At 45.3% G+C, this 14,885-nt stretch carries 17 protein-coding genes, 1 riboswitch and 1 other annotated feature (1 of these 19 running past the window's edge); of the genes, 1 reads left to right on the plus strand and 16 read right to left on the minus strand.

What is annotated here, in order from left to right; genetic code table 11:
* Positions 1 to 58: 58 nt before the first annotated feature.
* The 12 genes from thiE to P6N53_RS12710 form a co-directional block, all read right to left on the minus strand.
* Positions 59 to 712, minus strand: a complete 654-nt coding sequence (thiE, locus tag P6N53_RS12655; protein WP_304543704.1) for a thiamine phosphate synthase — start codon at positions 710 to 712, stop codon at positions 59 to 61.
* 1 nt (position 713) lies between these two features.
* Positions 714 to 1,340: a sulfur carrier protein ThiS adenylyltransferase ThiF gene (thiF, locus tag P6N53_RS12660; RefSeq protein WP_304543706.1), complete on the minus strand. Its 627-nt coding sequence runs from the start codon at positions 1,338 to 1,340 to the stop codon at positions 714 to 716.
* A gap of 10 nt (positions 1,341 to 1,350) precedes the next feature.
* The gene (gene thiH / locus P6N53_RS12665; protein WP_304543708.1) at positions 1,351 to 2,454 is read right to left on the minus strand and encodes a 2-iminoacetate synthase ThiH; all 1,104 of its coding nucleotides are present in this window, start codon (positions 2,452 to 2,454) and stop codon (positions 1,351 to 1,353) included.
* A gap of 30 nt (positions 2,455 to 2,484) precedes the next feature.
* Positions 2,485 to 3,255 carry a thiazole synthase gene (locus P6N53_RS12670; protein WP_304543710.1) on the minus strand — a complete coding sequence of 257 codons (771 nt, stop codon included), beginning with the start codon at positions 3,253 to 3,255 and terminating at the stop codon, positions 2,485 to 2,487.
* Positions 3,256 to 3,259: 4 nt separating this feature from the next.
* Positions 3,260 to 3,460 carry a sulfur carrier protein ThiS gene (gene thiS, locus P6N53_RS12675; RefSeq protein ID WP_304543712.1) on the minus strand — a complete coding sequence of 67 codons (201 nt, stop codon included), beginning with the start codon at positions 3,458 to 3,460 and terminating at the stop codon, positions 3,260 to 3,262.
* Positions 3,457 to 4,095, minus strand: a complete 639-nt coding sequence (locus P6N53_RS12680) for an MtnX-like HAD-IB family phosphatase (RefSeq protein WP_304543714.1) — start codon at positions 4,093 to 4,095, stop codon at positions 3,457 to 3,459. Before P6N53_RS12680 ends, thiS begins: the two co-directional genes overlap by 4 nt.
* A gap of 34 nt (positions 4,096 to 4,129) precedes the next feature.
* Complete coding sequence (gene thiC, locus P6N53_RS12685; RefSeq protein ID WP_304543716.1) at positions 4,130 to 5,428, minus strand: phosphomethylpyrimidine synthase ThiC; 1,299 nt, start codon at positions 5,426 to 5,428, stop codon at positions 4,130 to 4,132.
* A gap of 17 nt (positions 5,429 to 5,445) precedes the next feature.
* A complete protein-coding gene (gene thiD, locus P6N53_RS12690) occupies positions 5,446 to 6,249 on the minus strand; it encodes a bifunctional hydroxymethylpyrimidine kinase/phosphomethylpyrimidine kinase (protein WP_304543717.1) in 804 nt (267 codons plus the stop codon).
* A gap of 69 nt (positions 6,250 to 6,318) precedes the next feature.
* A riboswitch (TPP riboswitch) is annotated at positions 6,319 to 6,418 on the minus strand.
* A 57-nt stretch (positions 6,419 to 6,475) separates the two neighbouring features.
* Positions 6,476 to 6,985, minus strand: a complete 510-nt coding sequence (locus P6N53_RS12695) for a type 1 glutamine amidotransferase domain-containing protein (RefSeq protein WP_304543719.1) — start codon at positions 6,983 to 6,985, stop codon at positions 6,476 to 6,478.
* Positions 6,975 to 7,637: a thiamine diphosphokinase gene (locus P6N53_RS12700; protein WP_304543721.1), complete on the minus strand. Its 663-nt coding sequence runs from the start codon at positions 7,635 to 7,637 to the stop codon at positions 6,975 to 6,977. The genes P6N53_RS12695 and P6N53_RS12700 overlap by 11 nt, the downstream gene beginning before the upstream one ends.
* Before the next feature lie 102 nt (positions 7,638 to 7,739).
* Positions 7,740 to 8,663 (minus strand): resuscitation-promoting factor, encoded by a 924-nt coding sequence (locus tag P6N53_RS12705; protein ID WP_304543723.1) that lies wholly within the window; start codon positions 8,661 to 8,663, stop codon positions 7,740 to 7,742.
* A gap of 174 nt (positions 8,664 to 8,837) precedes the next feature.
* The gene (locus P6N53_RS12710; protein ID WP_304543725.1) at positions 8,838 to 9,605 is read right to left on the minus strand and encodes a 3D domain-containing protein; all 768 of its coding nucleotides are present in this window, start codon (positions 9,603 to 9,605) and stop codon (positions 8,838 to 8,840) included.
* Between the two features lie 269 nt (positions 9,606 to 9,874).
* On the opposite strand from P6N53_RS12710, the gene P6N53_RS12715 reads away from it, so the two are divergent.
* A complete protein-coding gene (locus P6N53_RS12715; RefSeq protein ID WP_304543727.1) occupies positions 9,875 to 10,894 on the plus strand; it encodes a hypothetical protein in 1,020 nt (339 codons plus the stop codon).
* Between the two features lie 167 nt (positions 10,895 to 11,061).
* On the opposite strand, the gene P6N53_RS12720 is transcribed toward P6N53_RS12715, so the two are convergent.
* The 4 genes from P6N53_RS12720 to metG are packed head-to-tail and all read right to left on the minus strand — an operon-like array spanning position 11,062 to position 14,609.
* On the minus strand, positions 11,062 to 11,694 hold the full coding sequence (locus P6N53_RS12720; protein WP_304543729.1) for a cyclase family protein: 633 nt from the start codon (positions 11,692 to 11,694) through the stop codon (positions 11,062 to 11,064).
* Between the two features lie 15 nt (positions 11,695 to 11,709).
* On the minus strand, positions 11,710 to 12,240 hold the full coding sequence (gene cobO / locus P6N53_RS12725) for a cob(I)yrinic acid a,c-diamide adenosyltransferase (RefSeq protein ID WP_373323040.1): 531 nt from the start codon (positions 12,238 to 12,240) through the stop codon (positions 11,710 to 11,712).
* Positions 12,240 to 13,031 (minus strand): TatD family hydrolase, encoded by a 792-nt coding sequence (locus tag P6N53_RS12730; RefSeq protein ID WP_304543733.1) that lies wholly within the window; start codon positions 13,029 to 13,031, stop codon positions 12,240 to 12,242. Before P6N53_RS12730 ends, cobO begins: the two co-directional genes overlap by 1 nt.
* Before the next feature lie 27 nt (positions 13,032 to 13,058).
* A complete protein-coding gene (gene metG / locus P6N53_RS12735; RefSeq protein WP_304543735.1) occupies positions 13,059 to 14,609 on the minus strand; it encodes a methionine--tRNA ligase in 1,551 nt (516 codons plus the stop codon).
* A 70-nt stretch (positions 14,610 to 14,679) separates the two neighbouring features.
* Positions 14,680 to 14,885 (minus strand) — a binding site (T-box leader); it runs 44 nt beyond the window's last position.

Raw genomic sequence — 14,885 nt, forward strand, 5'->3', positions numbered from 1 at the left:
TATGTCTAAAAAGCCCCTTTAAAATTCTGTTAGGCCATTAATAATTTTCTGATAAAGCTTAGGATTCTTTCATAGCCTTCCTAAGGGCTGCAACTTTGGCCTGTATATCTGAGTTGCCGACTATCTCCGAGACCAGAGCCATACACCTTGCCCCCTTTCGGGCAACCTCTCCAATATTATGCTCCTTGATACCCCCAATGGCAACAAAGGGTAAATCAATTTTATTAGCCACATATTCTAAATACTCTAATCCCACAGGTGCACATACATCCTTCTTAGTGCCAGTAGGGTATATCGGCCCTACCCCAATGTAGTCCACAGCTTTGCTTTTCTGTGCTTCCATGGCCTGCTCCGGAGAGTGGGTGGAAAGGCCAATTAGCATTTCACTGCCCACTAACTCCCTAACCTTTTCTGGTGGCAGATCCTCTTGCCCTACATGCACTCCATCGGCACCTACGATCATAGCCAGATCAATATCGTCATTTACTATAAAGGTCACACCTGCCTGTGCAGTAAGTTCCCTTATCTTCATGCACTCATGGTATTTTTCCCGGGCCTTTTTATCCTTTTCCCTGTACTGGATTACAGTTATTCCCGCTGCGATCATTTGCTTTACTATTTCAACGTTGCTGCGACCTAAAGATAATTCCTCGGCTGTAATCCCGTAGATATCAGCCTGCAATAATTGAGCTAGGTCCCTTTTGACAGTCATTCTAATCACACCCTTTAGTTCTTTTTCCCAGGAAATAGCTAAGTACTACATCGGCCTGTTTAGCTGCTGCCAAGACCACACCCGGGGCAACCGGGGGACTGTTTTCATCCACTTCTGTAACAAGGTCCCCCACCACAAAAAAATCATCTTTGATTCTATGGGTTTTTATTTGATCCCTTTGGCCCCAACCGGCTAACCCAGAAGCTGCCACCACAAGTTTGCCGCCTCCCAGGTAAGTCTCTACAACTAACCGCTTATATACAGGGCTATCTAACGCCTCAATTACTGCATCACAATCAATAAAAAATTGTGCCACATTGGCAGGTTCAATTTTATTTTCAAATAACTTTATTTCTAGGTCAGGGTTAATATCTAATAAGTTCTTCTTCAGAGCTTCAACCTTTGATTGACCTACCTGACTCATAAAGAAAAATTGTCTGTTTAAATTGCTCATTTCAATTTTGTCAAAATCTACAAGGGTTAGTTTCCTAAAACCACAGCGAACCAGCATTTGGGCACAGTTGGAACCAAGTCCCCCGGCCCCGGCAATACCTATTCTTTTACTCTGTATCAGGGCTAGTCCTTCTTCGCCAAAAAACTTTGTTAAAGCTATCTCCAGCTGTCCCATTATCGGCCCCCTAGATTATTTGCCAATCTTTAAGAACAGGCTGGTAGCCCTGCTCATAAAGCATTTTAATCATGGCCCCCACATCCCTGGGGTCAGAGATATCAAATTGATTAGTGGACGCTTCAGAGTTTGCCCTCCCACCCACAGAGGTACAGGAGCCGGCAGACATTTTAGTTATGCCTAATCTTAACAGATGATCCCTTAAGGAGGCGGATTCCCTGGTGGAAAGGGTAATTCCTCCCCTGGGCATAAAAAGGCGGTAGGCCAAAATATATTGCACCAGGTTTTTATCGGTAACTATAACCCTTGGCTCTAGACCACCCACATGGGGTCTCATCCTAGGGGTAGATAGACTCACCTCTACGGCAGTAAATTTATTTTGCAGATAGTTGGCGTGCAGGCCGGTGAAGAAGGCCTCCTGTCGCCAATCATTGAGTCCCAGCAAGGCCCCAACATTGACCGTCCTAATCCCTGCCCGGCAGGCCCTTTCAGGAGCATTCAGCCTGTAATGGTAATCCCTCTTGGGTCCGGCGGGATGCAGCTCCTTGTAAACCCCTTGGTCATATACCTCCTGGTAAATAGTTAATCCATCAATCCCTGAAGATATTAACTCCTCATATTCTTCCTCTTCCAAGGGATATATCTCAATACCTATTGATGAAAAATACTTTTTCAATATTTCCACACAGGACTTGATATATGCTACAGGGGAGTGCTTCCTGGATTCACCGGTGAGAATTAGTATATGCTTTAATCCTGTGGCTGCTATAGCCCTTGCCTCTGCTTCCACTTCCTCAAGGGAAAGGCTGGCCCTCTTAATGTGGTTTTGAAGTGCAAAACCACAGTAAAGGCAGCTGTTAACACAATAATTAGCTAAATATATAGGAGTATAAAGCAAAATTGACCTACCAAAGTGCTGAATAGTTAATCGATGTGCCCGCCAGGCCATTTCTTCTAGGTGTGCTTCCGCAGCAGGTGAAAGGAGTGCCAGGTAATCTAACTCTGAGAGGCGCCCCTTATTTATTATTCTCTTAATACTTTGACCGGAAAGGCTTTTAAAATAGCCCTGGTAATCAAATTCCTTATACTCTTGTATCCTTTGAGAATAGCTCAATGGCCTTTCCTCCTTTACCCGCCGGATTTCTTAAGTATGCAAAAAGCCAGTTAAGGGTGATGAGGCACTGGCATACTCAGAGGTGGCCCCAGGTCCTGCCAAAAAGGCCGCCCGCCCTGCCTCCACCGCTAGCCCAAAGGCCCGGGCCATAATTATCGGCTCCCTGGCTGTGGCCACGGCAGTATTAACCAGCACCGCTGCCGCACCCATCTCCATTGCCTCGGCAGCCTCAGAAGGTCGTCCTATCCCCGCATCTACAATTATGGGTAGGGATATTTCTTCAATTAATATCCGTATCAACTCACTTGTTTTCAGTCCTCGGTTACTACCAATTGGCGCTCCAAGGGGCATAACAGCAGCCGCTCCAACCTTTTCCAGCTCCTTAGCCACCATTAAATCCGGGCTCATATAGGGAAATACCTGAAAACCCTCTGCTGCCAAAACCTCGGTAGCCTTTATGGTTTCATAGTTATCGGGCAAAAGATAACGGTTATCGGAAATTACTTCAATTTTTACCCAATCTCCACAACCTGCGGCCCTGCCCAAACGGGCAATCCTAATGGCTTCCTGGGCATTCCTGGCTCCCGAGGTATTAGGCATCAGGACTACATCCTTGGGTATATACTTTAAAATGTTCTCTTCCTCAAAATCTGTGTCCACACGTCTGATGGCCACCGTTAATACCTGGGAGCCTGAGGCTTCCATTATCTGAGGGATTACCCTGTTAGATGGGTATTTGCCTGTCCCCAAAAAGAGCCGGCTGTCTATCTCTTTACCACCCACTGAAAATGTATCCTTCACGTCCCTAGCCCCCTCCCACAAATCTTAAAATTTCTAGCTGATCATTTTCCTTCAACAAAATACTGCTCCAGCGTTCTCGCTTAACCACTTGTAAATTATGCTCCACAATTATCGTGTCCGGTCTTAATCCTCTTTGCTCAATTAAATTCTCTATACTCATTCCCTCAGCTAGGATGAGTTCTTTTCCATTTAGAACAATATTCATCTGCACTCCTCCCTTTGCAGCCATGCAATAATGTCCCGGAAGGTATCATATGGTTTAAAGCTTATATCATTTTTAATACAGTAATCCTTGAGCTTTCCCTTGGCAAAAACCAGTTCACAATGGGAGGCAGGGCAAAAATCTGACATGCCATCGCCAATGTAAACCCTCTTTATCCCAGGGTGGGATAATCTCTTTAATAGCTCAGTCTTACAGGTCCCACATCTACCGCAGCGATTATTAAAATAAGGAAATTCAGCCAAGAATTCATCTATATAATTAAGTGTATTGGAGTAGAAGGGCATCTCCAACTTTTTCTTTTCTAAGACTCCCTTAATGATCATGTCATAACCATCACTTAGCACTGTTACTGAAAAATCATTAGCTTTGCATAGACCTAGAAAGGTAGCAAAATACGGGTCCACTTCTACATCCTTTACTAGAACCTTAATGGCATCCCTGGCTAGGTTCATTTCTTTGAAAAGAAGTCTGGAACATTCAGGGGTGGAAATCTGCTTCCTTTCCCATAGATCGTTAATTTGTTGTAATTTGGGGTTGTTATTACCCTCAATCAACATGTCACAGGTATCCTTAACGGTGATTGTTCCGTCAAAATCCACAAAAAAGATATATTTCAAAAAAATTTCCCCTAGTATTTTTTTACTGGCAAAACTAGCAGGATTCAGTCTCTTTACCCAAATACTCTGCAACTACCTTCATGGCGCAAAAATCACCACACATGGAGCAAGCTTCATGGTTTTCGGGATTGCGTTCCTTCCTTATCCTGGCAGCCTTCTTAGGATCCAGGGCTAACTCAATTTGTTTCTCCCAATCTAGATTTTTCCTGGCCCTGGCCATTTCATTATCCCACTCCATGGCTCCCGGTATGCCCTTCACCAAATCTGCCGCATGGGCAGCCAGTCGGGAAGCCATAATCCCTTCCCTGACATCATCCATATTGGGTAATCCCAGGTGTTCCGCGGGAGTTACATAGCAGAGGAAGTCTGCCCCGGCTGCTGCTGCCACAGTGCCTCCAATGGCGGCAGTTATATGATCATAACCTGGTGCTACATCCGTAACCAGGGGACCAAGCACATAGAAGGGGGCCCCTTTGCAAAGGGTTTTTTGGATTTGTATATTGGCAGCTATTTGGTCTAAGGGTACATGGCCGGGGCCTTCCACCATGGCCTGAACCCCTTTAGCCCTGGCCCTGTCCACCAATTCACCTAAAACAATGAGCTCTTGAATCTGGGATCTGTCGGTGGCATCTGCTAAACACCCTGGCCGCAAGCCATCCCCCAGGCTTAGGGTTACATCGTATTTTAAGCAAATATCCAGCAGCCTGTCATACTGTTCATACAATGGATTTTCCAGACCATGATGGAGCATCCACCCGGTCAAAAAGGAACCTCCCCGGCTCACTATGTCGGTAATACGGGTCTGTTGCTTCAATCTTCCAAGGACTTCTAAAGTTACGCCACAGTGAACTGTGATAAAGTCCACCCCATCAGCACAATGCCTCTCCACCACTTCAAACAAATCTTCCCCGGACATACTAATCATACTGCCACGCTTTTCCCGGTTTTCTAAAAAGGCCTGATAAATAGGTACTGTTCCAACGGCTATGGTGCTTTCCTCAATAATCCTCTTACGACCCTTGTCGATTTCTCCGCCGGTACTTAGATCCATCACCGCATGGGCACCGGCCTCCAGGACTACTTGAAGTTTATCTAATTCCCTTTCTATATCGGGAAAACTGGTAGAAGTGCCGATATTGGCATTTACCTTGGTGCTTAGACCCTTTCCAAAGCCAATTGGATCTAAGCTTTTATGATTGATATTGGCGGGTATGACGATGGTTCCTGCGGCAACTCCCTCCCTAACAAACTCGGGGCTTACCTTTTCCTTCTCGGCTACCCGGCGCATGGCGGGAGTGATTTCTCCCCGTCTGGCTGCTAATAATTGTGTCATATAAATTCCTCCAGTCATTAATCTAATAATCCTGCCTTTTCATAAAGCTCATGAAAATGATTGGTTGGCCCTACTCCCCGCCCTATGGGAAAGGAATGGGCAATGGCTCTATGGATATATTTTTTCGCTCCCTCAATGGCCTCAGTCATGGTTAATCCCCTGGCCAGGTAAGCTGCTATGGCTGATGAAAAAGTGCACCCGGTTCCGTGGGTATTGGTGGTTGCCACCCTCTCGCCGGAAAACTGCAAGAATTGTTTACCGTCATAGAGCACATCTATTGCCGGGCCTTCCATGTGCCCTCCCTTGACGATTACATTCTTGGCCCCCTTGTTATAAATCTCCACCGCAGCCCCCTTCATATCTTCCAGAGTGGTGATTGTACCCCCAACAATAACCTCAGCCTCGGGAATATTTGGAGTTACTACTGTGGCCAGGGGAAACAGCACCTTTACCAAAGTCTCACAGGCCTCGGGTCTTAGCAGGTTGCACCTGCTTTTAGATACCATAACCGGATCTATCACAATATTTACCGCCCTATGCCTGGCTAAGCAATTGCCGATGGTGGTAATGATTTCTGCACTGGAGACCATCCCCACCTTAACTGCATGAACTTTAATATCCTCAAAAATGCAATTTATTTGAGCCGCAACCATTTCAGGGTCCATTTCCCGAACCATCACTACACCTGTTGTATTTTGAGCAGTGACGGCAGTAATAACACTCATTCCATATGTACCAAGGGCACTAAAGGTTTTCAAGTCTGCCTGTATCCCTGCACCACCACAGGAATCAGATCCGGCCACTGTTAATACATGCTTCATGCTTCCCCTCCGTTGGTGTTTTTTAGGAAAAATAAAAAGGCGTCCTCTAAAAAAATAAAGAACACCAAAATAACGCTTACTCTACCTCCCTGCGCTGGTATTATCCAGATCAGGTAATAAGGGTCAGGTCTTAACCTTTCTCAGCAGAATCGCTCCCCTGGTGTTAATTATTAATTTATTCTCTACTATTTTACCACCTAATCAGGAAAAAAGAAACTTCTCTAGTCTAGCCCAGTTGTTTTAATATTTCCCGACAGAAGGCCGGTAAATCATCAGGTACCCTGGATGTGATTAAATTGCCGTCAACAACCACTTCCTGGTTTATGTACTCTGCTCCCGCGTTAACTAGGTCGTCCTTGATCATTATGCAGGCCGTAGCCTTTTTGCCCTTCAACACTCCAGCCGAAGCAAGTACCCAGCCGGCATGACAGATCGAGGCCACAACCTTGCCGGAGCTTAACATCTCCTGCACTATTCTGAGCATGTTTTTGTCAATGCGCATTTTATCAGGAGCAAAGCCACCTGGAATGATTACCGCTGCATAATCTTCCGTTTTAACCTGCTCAGAGGAAATATCTGCCTTAGCAGGCATGCCAAACTTACTATTAAATACCTCAGTCCTGCCCGTTCCTACAATAACAACTTCAAAACCTGCTTCCTGCATCCTATAGTAGGGATACCAGAATTCCAAATCATTGTATAGATCCTCAACAAATAAGGCAACCTTATTGCCCATTACTCATCACCTCACATTTTATACTAATAAACAGTAGTACCCCATGGCAAATTGAAACATACACCTCTCCTTCAGTAATTTCATTACTTACGGCATAGGGCTTCCCTAACTCTAGGGCTGAATTCTGAAGGGGCCACCTAAGTCCCCTGGAAGTAATCCCCTTCACCATTGAAGTAAGGGGTAGCAGTGAAACTATATCACCTGGATGCCCTTTATAGGTTGCCGGGGCTTTAGGTGTAATCACTGTTATGAAATGGCTATCAGAGATTATCTTAACCTCTAGTCCTTTTAGGGCCAAGGGAACCAACAAATGAATAGCTGCCAGTGTATGATCCAATCTATCCCCTGTGCAGCCAAGAAAGGTAAGGGATGTTGCTCCTTGGCTTATCCCCTGGGCAATGGCTAATTCCGTGTCCATTTGATCCTTATCCCTGGGATACCTCATAATCTGGGCTCCCTTTAACTCTAACTGTTCCAATATTTTTGGACTTGCTGAATCCATATCTCCGATTACCAATTGTGGAATTATCCCCAATCCCGGTGTATGGTTAACTCCACCGTCCGCGCAGATAATAATTTCCTTTCCGGTAAAGAGATACTTATACTGTTGGTAGTCCTTTATCTCCCCATTGGCCAATATAATGCAATTCATTTACACACCTCAAAATCCTGGATTTATTTATCCCAGGGTACTGATAAAATATCATGAACAAACCCTTAAATCAAGTAAAGTAAAAAAAATAGGGGCATCCCCCTAATCCAAGACATATACCTTAGTTTTTCTTACTCCCCAGTTTACCGCTTGCTCATTGGTCTCATAGAACAAATCAATACGATTGCCTTTTATTGAGCCTCCTGTGTCTAAGGCCGTGGCCTTACCATAACCTTCAATATATAACCTGGTGCCTAGGGGAATCACCTTTGGGTCCACTGCCGCCACTCCAGGGGCCGGTGGTATACCGGTGGCAGTGTTATATCCGGTATAAGTATAGGCAGTTGCTAACATATCTTTAGCCTCAGAGAACCTTAGGGTTTGTCCACCCCTGCTAATGGTGTCTTGGGTTCCGTAGTGGATTAGGCCATTCTCCGCACCAGTTATAGTTTCCCTAGCTACACAGGTTCGTGAAACCTCTTCACCATCCTCATAACGAATTTGCCAGGTTTGCTGCTCCAAGCCTTCTTTGCCATTCCTTATATTTTGGGTGATCCCCTTAGCAAGATTAGGGTTTGCTACTCGATTCACCGAAAAGGCAATGGGGGCTTCCAGATGCTCGGTTTTTATATCAACTCTGGTTACTTTAATAGCCATATCCCTCGTAATCAGAGCGGATAATGCAGGATTAACCAGATCATTCCTGTTTAGATTGATACCTAGCTCATCTAATACTTGCCGGACATCTTTACCCTTTGTCTTAGTATTCATGGTTTTTCCGTCAACCGAAACTGTCACCGGCTTTTGTCCCAAAATAGTTTCTAGGACATAGCCGGATGCATTGGTGGTAATATTTAATCTTTCGGACCACCAGGCATAGCCAAAAACTGCTGTTACCATAATTAATAAAATAAAAACTCCCACAAAGCCAGCCAATGCTGCCCTTTTGCCTGATTGCTTTCTTTTTGTAACAGCTATTTCCCCCTGCTTGGGACGCGGGGGCCATTCCACCGGACACCAATCCATTATATTTACCTCCTTACATTCATAGCTGTCAGGTAATTACATTTATGTATTTCCATTACTTATTTATTCTCCCATAAGATTAATCTGTCCTCCCCAAAAATTCAGTCAAATTCTTCCTACAAACAACAGACGGCGGCATAATATTTGCCACCGTCACCCTTTATTTTTATACTTTTATTCCATAATATGAACCTTTACCGTACGTCTACCCCAGGAAATAGCCTCTTGCTGTGTTTCAAAGAAAACGTCGATACGGTTACCCTTTATGTCGCCACCTGTATCCATAGCCACCGCAGGACCATAGTTTTCGACAAAAAGTTTTGTTCCAAGGGGAATAACCCTAGGATCGACGGAAACAACTCCTTTGTAAGGTGTAACGCCGGTAGCAGTTCGATAGCCGGTATGGGTATAGGCAGTGGAGCCCGCTGTGATTACCTTCTCTACCTGACCCTCCATACTTTCTGGTAGTGTTGTTCGTACCTGGCTGCGGGATACTGTTACTGCGGGGCCCATAGCAACTATCATGGGCTGAGGCTCCCGGATAATTTCCCGGCCCACTTCCTCCCTTTTAACCTCTTGGCCATCCTGATATGTGGCCAAATAATGACTTCTGCTAACTCCACATTTCCCGTACTGAACTACCTGTTGCTGGCCTGGTATAAGCTTTCGGTCGGTTTTTCTTTCCAGCTTAAATTCAATCAGTTGGTCTGAATAAATCCCCTCTTGAACAACTCTCTTGACAATAATTTCTTGCTCGTTGACTACAGGGGTATCCAATGGCGGGTAAACAATATCAGCTCCCCTTAGGGTTACCTTGGCCTTATTCAAAGCATCTCCTACACTTCCCCCAAATTGCATTACGGGATATTTTCGGTTATCTGCCTGAATAACAATATGTTTTCCCCAAACCATACAGCTGGCTATAAAGGAAAAACTAACCACAAGCAATCCTAAAAGGATCCGGTAAGCTGAGTCTTTGGAAATTGTACTCCCCCCCTCGAAATAGTTATTGAAGTAACCTAATATACTATATTCGGTAGCGAGGTAAAAAATTCCAAATTGTTATGTCAATACCATCTGGATAATATAACCAACCCATAACAACGCTAGGACTAGCTTCATTTAGACAACTTTTGAATATACTATACCACCCGGTCAACCGGATCATAGCCCGGGCTTGACCACAAACTATTAGAAGGAGGTATTGGCATATGCCAAACGGCAACTTTTGCCAGTTGGTTAAACTACATGTAGTAGTTGGCGAACAAGTGGCTTCCCTTACGGTGGAAAACGTGACTTGCCCGGATGAGCAGGTGAAAAAGGTAGACCATATCGATGTGGTGGTACGTGATTTAGAGGCATCCCCGGTATTTACCAGTCCAATGGCCGGCGAATCAATTGGCCCTATGGACACAGTGCATTTTTACGATCCCACCTATACCCGTCCATCCCTGCTCAGGAGGATTGTTGTAACCGGAACCATCCACAAGCAGGTATATTATGTTAATAAACATGATGATGTAAGACATATGCCCGAAGATATTCCCTTTACCCGGACCATTAATTTCACTCCTCCTATCCCGGTTTTAAATCCCAACAATGTAGAAATCGACTTCCGCAACGTAGATATCGACCTGTCAGCGGATTTAATGGGTAGAAATAAAATTCGCCAGATAGCCACAGTTTCTTTCCTGTTGAAGGTAATGGAGACCCGCCAGATCTGGGCAGTAATTTGCACCCCGCCCGATCCCGACAATGGCCCTGTGCTTGGTATTGAAGAGGAAACCTTTGAGGAGTGGATTGGTGATTGCCCGGCCTTTTGGGATTGCATAAATGTTTCCCCCAGCCCTGACGGTAGAACAGGTCTAGCCGCAGCCCTTGGCACCTGCACCACTTTACCGGCCAGCTTGGTCAGAACAGTTCCCGGCATTGTGGCCGGAACCACCTATGAGTTGGGCTTCTGGGCAAGGTCCATCAAGGTCTCCGCCCAGGTCTGTGAATTCACACTGGTTGCCCAACAGATGTTCCTGGACGCAGCTGGAAATGTCCTAACCACCGCTGAACAAACAATAACATCTAACCAATTAAATGATACTTACCGCCAGTTTAGATTTACCGGCACCGCTCCAGAGGGCACTAACTCTGTCATGATCAGCTTTGTATTCACACCCCAGCCTTGGAACGGCTGCTCCGCTTTGATTGATGATGTCACTTACGGTCCGGTGCTCTAGACTATTAGGTAAGGGTTCCAAATTTTATATCTAGTCTTAAAAGGGCAGTGCTTATGGGCCTGTGATAACTAATAGGTTGAAATATTTGAGGTCCTGTACTTAAGTACAGGACCCCTTGGCATTACCTTTAAATTTAGCATTTGGATATTATAGCATGGCAGTTTAGGCTATAGAATAGCTATTGCTCTGGCTGGTGCTCCGTCCGCATGTTTGGTTTTGATAGGTAAACAGCAAAAAGTTAATTTTACTCCTATCAATTCTTGTAGATTGGTTAGATTTTCAATTACCAGCACATCATTCCCCAGTAGTATCCTATGGATTGGTAAGGTAAGTGTGTCTTTTACAGCGTCCACAGAAATAGCATCTATGCAGACACCCTTTAGCCCTAAGGAAACCAGCCATTTGGCAGCCTCGGCAGTTAGAACGGGAAAGTCCTTGAAATATTCCTCAGTCCCCCAGTGTTGATCCCAGCCGGTATATAATATGACAAATCTTACCTGTTGCAATTCTGCACGCAACGGAGTAAGGTGGGCAAGGCTTATTTCCTTTGACCGTGACACATCAATTACCATGGCGGGGCCTAAAAAATACTCGGTGCCAAATAAGTCCAAGGTTTTCCCCCCACTGATAATATGGGCCGGACTATCAATATGGGTTCCCGTATGGGAGTATAAGTTTAATTCTGTTTCAACAAAGCCTTCTTGCTCCAAACTACAAATGGGTTTGAACTCCGGCGGCTTCGTACCGGGGTAAACCGGCATGTTTGGTAAAATTAGATGGGTTAAGTCAATACTTCTCAAATGCTACCCTTCTCCCTAGTACTCAATACCCTTTTGGGCAGGAATATTTTCTTTATATGGATGTTTTATTTCCTTCATTTCCGTAACTAAATCGGCAAGAGCTATTATTTCAGAAGGGGCATCCCTGCCGGTGAGAACTAGGTGGAGTTCCTCAGGCTTATTTTTTATCAGATTGACCACCTGGTCTAATTCCACCAAACCGTATTTTAATGCATATAATATTTCATCCAATATAAGGATATGAAAACCTTCTGCCATGGTTTGCATGGCCTGTTTAATGGCTTCTTTAGCCTTTTCCTTTTGTTTGTTAACTGCTGCCGGATCATTAAAATTAATGAAACCTAGCCCTAGGGGTCTAATCTCTATACCCCGGTTCAATTTCTCTGCCGCCAGATGTTCCCCACAAATCTGCCCTTTAATAAATTGCAGCACCAGGACCTTCATTTCGTGACCCCAGGCCCGCAGGGCCAAACCAAGGGCGGCAGTGGTTTTCCCTTTACCGTTGCCGGTAAAAACAATTACTAATCCTCTCTCTTTACCCACCATTACCCCTCCGTCCTTATTGGGTCTAAACCGGAAAGTTTAAAGAGTCTAATGGTGTTGGCTGCTGTTAATGCCGCCACTTCCTCAGTTTCCATATCCCTTAATTTTGCAATATGTTCGGCCACAAGGCTAACATAGGCAGGCTCATTTCTCTTACCCCTATGGGGAACCGGGGTCAGGTAAGGACAATCTGTCTCAACCAGAAGCCTATCAATGGGAACTTTCACCGCTATATCCTTTAATTTACCGGCATTGGCAAAGGTGACAGGGCCGGCCAGGGAAATGTAAAGCCCCATTTTAATACAATCCCTGGCCACCTCCCAACTGGCAGAAAAGCAATGCATAACGCCCCCTCCAGTGTAAGGGGCATACTTGCCGAGAAGCTGCATAATATCTCCGTGGGCATCTCGGTTGTGCACTATAAAGGGCAGACCAGTTTTTTTAGCGAGTTCTAACTGCTGCTCAAAAATTCGCTGTTGCACGTCCCTGGGAGATAGATCGTAATAGTAATCAAGTCCAATTTCCCCAATGGCCACAACCCTTGGGTGCTCTATCATTTGTGCTAACTCTTCCAGGTAATTTTCCGGTACATCCTTAGCGTCATGGGGATGAACTCCTACCGCCGCAAAAATAAAAGGGTATTGTTCTGCCAGGGTAATGGATCTACGGGAAGATTCTAAATCATAGCCTACATTGACTACCGCAGTAAGCTGGTCCCGGCACCTGGCCAGCACCTCTTCCCGATCTTCATTAAACCTTTCATTATCCAAGTGGACGTGGGAATCTATAAGCAAATTAAAGCACCCCTTCACTTTGCGTGCCTATTCTTGTTCCAGGCTCTTTAAATCAATTCTCGGGAAAAGCACCTCTCCCCGTTTTACAGTGGTTCCAGCTGGCAAACTGGCCCAGCGCAGGCTTTCCCAGCTTTGCAGTTCAGACTTATCAGCAATGCCCAACTGGGGCCACACTCTACCTGGCAAATTAGGCATAAAGGGGCTGGCCATAATGGTAGTGAAGCGAATAACCTCAGCAACATTGTACAAAACGGTGTTTAACCTTTCATGTTGTTCCCCTTTAGCCAGGGACCAGGGAGCAGTTTCTTCCAAATATTTGTTAGCCCGACCTACAACCTGCCAGATGGTGGCCAGAGCGTTAGCCAGGTCACACTTTGACATATACTCCTCTACTTTAGCCGGTGCGCTTACAGCAAGGTCAATGAGTTCAGCGTCTGGTCCTTCCGGTGCACCCGGGGACTGCAGTACCCCCCCTTGATATTTTTCCATCATGGTGGCGGACCGGGACAAAAGATTCCCATAGTCATTGGCTAAATCCATGTTAACCCGTTTAACCAGGGCTTCTTCAGAATATATCCCATCTGCCCCCAGGGGTAGCTCCCTAAGCAAAAAATACCGAACGGCATCCACACCGTATTTATCTGCTAATACGTGGGGATCTACCACATTCCCTTTAGATTTTGACATTTTACCGCTGTCCAGCATCCACCAGCCATGGCCAATGACTTTCTTAGGCAGAGGTAAATCCAAGGCCATCAGCATAATGGGCCAGATAATTGTATGGAATCGAACGATGTCCTTGCCTACCAGGTGGATATCAGCCGGCCAAAACTTTTTATAAAGGCTGTCGTCCCCTTGCCCATAGCCAAGGGCAGATATATAGTTTGTCAGGGCGTCTACCCAAACATAAACCACATGTTTAGGGTCAAAGGGTACTTTAATTCCCCAATCGAAGGTTGTTCTAGAAACACATAGATCCTCTAACCCTTGCTTCACAAAACTAATCATCTCATTGCGCCTTGAGGTGGGCTGAATGAACTCGGGATTTTCCTCGATAAACTTCATCCATCTGTCTGCGTAATTTGACTGACGGAAAAAATAACTCTCCTCCCGAACTTTTTCTACGTCCCTCTGGCAGTCAGGGCATTTTCCTTCGGCCAGCTGATATTCGGTAAAAAAGGTTTCACAGGGAGTACAGTACCAGCCTTCATACTCGGCTTTATAAATATCTCCTTGCTCATAAAGCTGTTGAAATATTTTCTGTACTACAATACGGTGACGTTCATCGGTGGTGCGAATAAAGTCATCGTAACTTACGTCCAGTCTTTCCCACAGCCTTTTAAAACCATCTACAATTTTATCCACATATTCTTTGGGTGTTTGGTTGTTTGCCTGGGCTGCCCTCTCAATTTTTTGACCATGCTCGTCTGACCCAGTTAAAAACCAAACATCATAACCTGTCAGGCGCTTGTAACGGGCCATGGAATCCGAGGCAACGGTGGAATAGGCGTGGCCAATATGCAGATTATCACTTGGATAGTAAATTGGGGTTGTAATATAAAAACTTGGCTTTTGCATCAAAACACTCATCCTTTCTAAGTTGCAATTCTATTCAAGAACAAAAATAAAAACCCCACCCCCTCTAAAATACAGGGGCGGGGTATCTTTTCCGCGGTACCACCCTGATTCACTGCAGCCTCACGGCAACAGCCTCAGTCAGTGCATATAGCTGCACTAATTACGCTTTAACGGTGCAAACCGTCCGGCCCTAATGGGTTTTTTACCTTCGAACCGGAAGCTCCTGGACCATGTTCAAGGGAATTCCCTGCGGGGCTTCCACCTTATCCCCACTCT

Origin of the sequence: Desulforamulus aquiferis, from assembly GCF_030577015.1 — a bacterium.
GTDB lineage: Bacteria > Bacillota > Desulfotomaculia > Desulfotomaculales > Desulfotomaculaceae > Desulfotomaculum > Desulfotomaculum aquiferis.

Excerpts from the sequence above, each read along its gene's own strand:
- thiE (WP_304543704.1), bottom strand. The coding sequence starts at position 712 with ATGACTGTCAAAAGGGACCTAGCTCAATTATTGCAGGCTGATATCTAC.
- thiF (WP_304543706.1), bottom strand. The coding sequence starts at position 1,340 with ATGGGACAGCTGGAGATAGCTTTAACAAAGTTTTTTGGCGAAGAAGGA.
- thiS (WP_304543712.1), bottom strand. The coding sequence starts at position 3,460 with ATGAATATTGTTCTAAATGGAAAAGAACTCATCCTAGCTGAGGGAATG.
- thiC (WP_304543716.1), bottom strand. The coding sequence starts at position 5,428 with ATGACACAATTATTAGCAGCCAGACGGGGAGAAATCACTCCCGCCATG.
- thiD (WP_304543717.1), bottom strand. The coding sequence starts at position 6,249 with ATGAAGCATGTATTAACAGTGGCCGGATCTGATTCCTGTGGTGGTGCA.
- P6N53_RS12695 (WP_304543719.1), bottom strand. The coding sequence starts at position 6,985 with ATGGGCAATAAGGTTGCCTTATTTGTTGAGGATCTATACAATGATTTG.
- P6N53_RS12700 (WP_304543721.1), bottom strand. The coding sequence starts at position 7,637 with ATGAATTGCATTATATTGGCCAATGGGGAGATAAAGGACTACCAACAG.
- P6N53_RS12705 (WP_304543723.1), bottom strand. The coding sequence starts at position 8,663 with ATGGATTGGTGTCCGGTGGAATGGCCCCCGCGTCCCAAGCAGGGGGAA.
- P6N53_RS12715 (WP_304543727.1), top strand. The coding sequence starts at position 9,875 with ATGCCAAACGGCAACTTTTGCCAGTTGGTTAAACTACATGTAGTAGTT.
- cobO (WP_373323040.1), bottom strand. The coding sequence starts at position 12,240 with ATGGTGGGTAAAGAGAGAGGATTAGTAATTGTTTTTACCGGCAACGGT.
- metG (WP_304543735.1), bottom strand. The coding sequence starts at position 14,609 with ATGCAAAAGCCAAGTTTTTATATTACAACCCCAATTTACTATCCAAGT.